Here is a 6,082-nt window from a genome sequence, read left to right as displayed (position 1 = left end):
TTAGCCCGACTTTTTCGGGCTATTGCGTCCGACACGGCTGGCTACGGCGGCTCCTTTTTCTTACCCCCAACAAGCGCATGTATTTCATTACACTTTTTTATTTACCTACGCAACTTAACTACACTTTCAAAACGCGCTCCCCTCTCCCCCTGCCAACAAAAAAAGCCCGGCATCCCTACAGCTTAGGGCTTGCGAGCTTTTTAGGCATAACGAGCTTGTATCCGACGCCTCGGATGGATTCGATCTGAACGGATTGCTGGCCAAGCTCCAGCTTCTTCCGAAGCGAGCTGACGTGTACGTCGACGGTACGCTGGCCGCCAATGTAGTCGAAGCCCCATACGACGTTCATAAGATCGTCGCGGGTAATGACCATTCCTGGACGCTGCACCAGATAGAGCAGCACCTCGAACTCCTTGGGCCGAAGCGGGATCGGTTCGCCGTTGACGACAACCTCGTATTTCTCCGGGTAGATCGCCAACTCCCCTACCGAGATTACCTTCTCGTTGGAAACAACGGGTGCGGGGTCTTCGTTGTGCGTCCTGCGCAAGACGGCCGATACACGAGCAAGCAGCTCAGCTACCCCAAAAGGTTTCGTTATATAATCATCCGCTCCATGCTTAAGTCCCTGCACGACCTCTTCTTCCGCATTGCGTGCCGTCAGAATAATGACAGGCGTGCGCACGCCGTGCTGGCGAAGCCGGCTCAACACTTCGAAACCATTCATGCCCGGCAGCATGATATCCAATATAATGAGATCGAATCCTCGTTGAAGAGCGGTCTGCAGCCCTTCGCTGCCATGATCAATGACGGTTGTCTCGTAGCCCTCCTGAGTCAAGTTGTACGATAATAACCTTGCCAAAGTCGGTTCGTCTTCAATGACTAACACTTTGTGCGACATAGGGACCTCCAGGCTCTATAGCGGCGCATCAAGCGCCGCATACACTTAAAGTTTAACGCTTAGTAAACAGTTTACCACGACTTCCACGATATGCGATAGTCCAACATGCCTAACCAGGCCTTGCCGCCTTATTGAATGACGGGAAGATCAATCGTAAATGTCGTTCCCACGCCGACCGTGCTGCTGACCGAGATCGTTCCCTTATGGAGCTCCACCAGATGCTTGACGATGGACAAACCGAGGCCCGTGCCGCCGGAGCTCCGGCTTCTGGCCTTGTCCACGCGATAAAAACGCTCGAAGACGCGAGGCAGATCTTTTTTGGGAATGCCTATGCCGGAATCCCTGATCTGGATGCGGACTTGCTCGTCGCCATACGCATAGATGCGAATCGTAACATGTCCGCCCTCCGGCGTGTAATTAATGCCATTGGACAACAAATTCATCATGATTTGGCGCAGCCGGTCTTCGTCCGCCTCCAGATATAATCCTGATTCGACGTCACGCTCCAGAGCAATGCCTCTGCGTTTCGCTTCCGGCTCCAGCAGCTTTACCGTCTTGTCAATGAATCCATCCATCTCTACAGGAGAAAACATGAGCGGCACTCTTCGCGATTCAATCTTAGACAGCTCCAGGATGTCTCCGATCAGACGATTGAGCCTTTCGCTCTCGTCGAAAATAATTTGAAGAAACGAACGAGCCGTCTCCTCGTCCTTAACGGCACCGCCAAGCAGCGTCTCCGCGAATCCCTTAACTGCGGCAATCGGAGTCTTAAGCTCATGCGATACATTCGCCACGAATTCGCTGCGCATCCGCTCCAGTCTGCGAATCGCGGATACGTCTTGCAGGACAAGAAGCACTCCGCTAAATTCTCCGTCGTTGTTTTCGCGGACAGGCACAAGATTAAGCTCCAGCAGTCGCTCCTCCGGGAAGTAAAACGTTATTTCCTCGCGCAGATGCTCCCTCGAATCCAATGCTTCCTGAATAATCTGTGCCAGCTCATATTGCTGCTTCGCTTCGGCGAAATGCCGTCCGACAAGCTCGCGCGCGGAGAAGCCGAGCACTTCCTCCGCCCTGCGATTCATAAGCAGAATAATGCCATGAACGTCAATCATGACGACGCCATTGATCATGTTCGCAAGTACGCTCTCCAGTTGGTTCTCGTTCTGCCTGATGCGGCTCATCTGCACCTGCAGACTGTCGGCCATCGCATTGATTGCCGTGCCCAGCTCTCCGATCTCGTCTTGTTTCGTCGTCTTCACCCTCGCGCGATAGTCCATGTTTTTGATCCGCTTGGCCACCTTCGTAATCTGCTCCAGCGGCTTCGTCAGGCTCAGGGCAATTCTATAGCTGATAACGGCCGCGACGATGCACAGCACCCATAGGCCGCCAATTAAAACGATTGTCAATTGATCGATGCTGCCCTCTACCTCTTGCAGCGACATGGCTAGCCGTATGATATAAGTATTGCCATCTTCCACAACGACATGTGGAATTGCCACGTAGATCAAGCTTTCTCCAGCCGTCTCGCTGGGACGCACTGCTTGTCCGATGCCCTTATCCATCGCTTCCATTACTTCTTTACGCGAAGCATGATTGTCCATTGTACGCGGATCGTAGTCCGAATCGCCGATGACCGTGCCGTCTCCCCGCATAAACGTCACCCGCGCATCGGTGTATCCCTTGAGCTCTTCCGCTTCCTTCGTATAATAGAAGGATTGCTCCTCCAGCTCGCCCGTCAGCCAATCCATCTTGTTGACGATGAGATGCAGCTCGCGAACCATATTGTCTTCCAGCGCATTGATATGATTGTTTTTAAACGTCTTCATCATCAGGAAACCCGCAGCCGTCACCGACAGCGCGGTCATCGCGATAATAATGATCGTTAGCCGGGTTCGAAAACTGTTCATGTCCGTTCACTCCTCATGGATGGGCCGGCAAATCAATGCCAACGTTTATCGTACATGCGTACGGACCGCATTGCCAGTCTTGTTTCTGTTAAGTTTATGTAAAACATAATGATGAACGGTCGCCACCGGCTGTTGAATAAGAATCGACAGCACGACCGGTACGGCGGCAAGCGGGCTGAAGTAGCCCATCGCCAGTACGATGCCGAGAGAAATATTGCGCATGCCGGTCGCATATGATACCGTCGTCTGCGTCTCGCGATCCCGCAGACCAGCCGTAAAGACGAAGCCGACGGCGTAACAAATGCCGACTAAAACGATGACAACAGGCACCAACAACGCCATGTCGCGTTTCAGCTCTTCTACGTACGGGGCAATGGCCGAAGCGTTAAGCGCAACAACCGAAACGAAGCAGAGCTTGGAGATCGGGGCGGCGATCGGCTTGGTTTTAACCGCGGCCGTCCCTTTGCTCAACTCGTACAAGACAACGCCAATGATCGTGGGCAGCACGATAATGATGGTTAGGTCCAGCATAAGCGGACCTGCCTTGACCTCTACCCCGGTCCCGAAAAAGGCATGCACGCCTGCCGGCACGACGAACGGGCTGAGCAGGGAATCCAATACGACCATGGCCAGCATGAGCGGCACGCTTCCGCCGGACATGCCCACCCACAGAACGGACGACACGCCAAGCGGGATAATCGTGAACAACACCAACCCCACGACATAAGGAGAGTCGGCTCCAAAGATCGCCACGCCTGCGGCGTAAGCAATGACAGCCGACACAACGTGGGCCAGCAGGAAGGTTAGCAGCATAATGCCCGGCCGCTTCATGACGCCGCGCAGATGATTGAGCCCGCACCCCATCGCCATCGTCAGCGTGACGAAAGCAAATAAATAAGGAACGGCCGGCACAAAGGCTTGCAGCGGACGTTCCAATAGGAACCCGAGGATGAGCGAGCAGGGAATGATGAGAAACATCCATTTTTCGAATATGGTATTAAAGGTTAAACCTAGTTTGCGTATATCCATGTTGTTATCTCCCGTCCGGCAACCGCGTATGATCTTCCTATGATAAACCTAATTCGCAATTTCGACCACATTCGTACTATAGATGGGTTCGGATCCTTGACCTCCAAACAATTATGCATCACCATGTATGTAAGGATTGAATATGTCCGACATGATGCCGCCACTTTTATTTTTAAGCTATTATATCCTGTTGAGAAGGGATTGACTATCGGGTCGCCCGATAGTTACGCATAATAAGATCGGAGATCGGTTATACATCAGAGTTAGAGACGAGGATATCAGAATGGCAAAAACAGCCATGGGGATGATCAGCGGCTCCGTTGCTCCTCTTTTAATGGCCAGAATCAAACAGACGCGCCTGTTATCGTCTCGCAGCTTGGACAATTCGTTGTATTCTCGTTGTTGGTATTATATCTTTGGAATAGAGGGGATTCGTCCGTCCTATTGCAGCTGCTTGGCATGGCATGGATTGCGGAGACGTTTGGCATTGTACCATTGTTCGTATTCGCCGCTTGTCTGACATCGGTAACTGTCGTGATCGGACTGCTCAGCTATAAAGTATTTCATCGTGCGGAAGAGACCGGACAGGAGTCCGCGAGCACGTTATGATTTCAATTGATGTGGAGGGGAATCAGTCTTGAAGAACAGCTCATTCACCAATGCCATCATTCAGATGCAATACGTGTCCAGGTGGAAGGAATTCTCCCCCCGTTACAAGGACAACGCCGCCAGCCACAGCTTCCGATGCGCATCCATTGCTATTATGGCCGGCATCATAGAGGAGCGTGTATTCGGCAATCAACTCAACAAACTTCAACTCGCGGCGCGGGCGTTGCTGCATGATTTGAACGAGACGGTTACGGGCTCCATCAAATACGTGACCAAAAAAGACGCTCATGTCGCGGACCATATCCGCAAGCTGGAGACCGAGGTTAGCAAGGAGATCGTATCGTACCTCTCCCGTTCGCTCCAGCCCCACTTCTACGACTACATCGTCGATGCCGAGGATGAATCGTATATCGGCCGGCTCGTGCAAGCGGTCGATTCCTTCGATGCGATGCTGTTCTGCATGCGCGAATACGAGCTGGACGCCAATCCGTATTTTGCTTCGAAGTACGAGCAATTGCGGGCCGAGCTTGCCGCCTCATCCTGCCCCTCAATCGTCTGGCTGCTGCAGGCGTTGGACACCGATGCCGGCGTGCGGCAGTTTCTCGATCACATCCTGAACCTGGATCTCATCGAACGTTGGGGCGGCAGCTTTAATCTGATCCCCGACAACGACGCCACGCATTCCTTCCGCGTTGCCGCTATGTCTCTGTTTAACGGATTGCTCGAGACGGAACGATTTGGACGTCCGGGCATCGATCTTTACAAGCTGCTCGGCAAGTCGGTCATGCACGACATCGTGGAAGGCGTCAGCGGTGATGTCGCGTCGCCGATCAAGAAATCTTCCTCCGTTATACGCGAGGCGTTTGAGCGTTATGAGCAGGAAGTCGCGCGCAAAATGGTGGAGCAGCTCCCTTCGTTTTTCCACGACGAAATGATGGATTTCCTCGTGAATGCGAAGGACGACACCTATGAAGGCGAACTCGTGGACATCGCCGACAAGCTCGACGCGCTCATCAAAAGCAATCTGGAGATGCGCAACAACCCGCATTACGGGGAAAAGTATTACGGACAGCTCGTGCATATCCAGCATCATTACGAGAATCCTTGCGTCATCTTCTTCCTCGCCTACATTCTGCATGATCTGACTTACGACCATTTCGTTCGGTGAGGACGTTTTGTTTCGGGGAAGTTAGTTTGTGCGGGGACGACGGCTCATCGGTGGTTGGCAAGTGCTGCCATAGCTGTCCTCGTAGGTAGAAGTAACGTGAAAGTTATTTAGCAAAAACACTTAAGGTGCCGTTATTGGGATATCTGATGGCGATATGCAATTGTACGTTAGAATGATCTTCCATGTTTAAATCACTTTCATACCAGCTACGATACCTTTGTTTCTTCTTTAGATCGCAGCCTAGATGCGCCTCGACAACACGGCGGATTTTTACGTTATATCCTGCAAGGGACGAGCAATGTGAAAAAGCGAGTTCATTGGGGTGCTGGTAGGTGGGGACGAGCGAATGTGTATGAAAAAGCGAGTTCATTGAGGTGCTGGTAGGCGGGAACGAGCGAATGTGTATGAAAAAGCGAGTTCATTGGGGCGATGGTGGCCGGGGACGAGCGAATATGTATGAAAAAGCGAGCA

General features: G+C 52.3%; 5 protein-coding genes. 2 read left to right on the top strand and 3 right to left on the bottom strand.

The genetic code is table 11. From position 1 onward, the window contains the following. Positions 1-175: 175 nt before the first annotated feature. The 3 genes from B1748_RS29650 to B1748_RS29640 form a co-directional block, all read right to left on the bottom strand. Entirely contained in the window at positions 176-898 is a 723-nt protein-coding gene (locus tag B1748_RS29650; RefSeq protein ID WP_087571578.1) for a response regulator transcription factor, read from the bottom strand. Between the two features lie 128 nt (positions 899-1,026). Then, positions 1,027-2,805: a two-component system histidine kinase PnpS gene (pnpS, locus tag B1748_RS29645; RefSeq protein WP_087571577.1), complete on the bottom strand. Its 1,779-nt coding sequence runs from the start codon at positions 2,803-2,805 to the stop codon at positions 1,027-1,029. Between the two features lie 45 nt (positions 2,806-2,850). Continuing rightward, positions 2,851-3,834, bottom strand: coding sequence for a bile acid:sodium symporter family protein (locus B1748_RS29640; RefSeq protein WP_256976026.1), 984 nt, complete (start codon positions 3,832-3,834; stop codon positions 2,851-2,853). A gap of 444 nt (positions 3,835-4,278) precedes the next feature. Here B1748_RS29640 and B1748_RS37065 point away from each other — a divergent pair, with 444 nt between their 5' ends. Together B1748_RS37065 and B1748_RS29635 are read left to right on the top strand one after the other, a co-directional pair. Further along, a complete protein-coding gene (locus B1748_RS37065) occupies positions 4,279-4,443 on the top strand; it encodes a hypothetical protein (RefSeq protein WP_179215893.1) in 165 nt (54 codons plus the stop codon). Positions 4,444-4,471: 28 nt separating this feature from the next. After that, entirely contained in the window at positions 4,472-5,611 is a 1,140-nt protein-coding gene (locus B1748_RS29635) for a YfbR-like 5'-deoxynucleotidase (RefSeq protein ID WP_087571576.1), read from the top strand. Positions 5,612-6,082: the final 471 nt, after the last annotated feature.

This window comes from Paenibacillus sp. MY03, from assembly GCF_002165585.1.
Taxonomy (GTDB): Bacteria; Bacillota; Bacilli; order Paenibacillales; family Paenibacillaceae; genus Pristimantibacillus; species Pristimantibacillus agaridevorans.
Note: the sequence above shows the minus strand (reverse complement) of the source record. Positions and strands in the feature narration are given on the sequence as shown.

Coding starts and splice junctions, on each gene's coding strand:
- B1748_RS29650 (WP_087571578.1), bottom strand. CDS start 898: ATGTCGCACAAAGTGTTAGTCATTGAAGACGAACCGACTTTGGCAAGG.
- pnpS (WP_087571577.1), bottom strand. CDS start 2,805: ATGAACAGTTTTCGAACCCGGCTAACGATCATTATTATCGCGATGACC.
- B1748_RS29640 (WP_256976026.1), bottom strand. CDS start 3,834: ATGGATATACGCAAACTAGGTTTAACCTTTAATACCATATTCGAAAAA.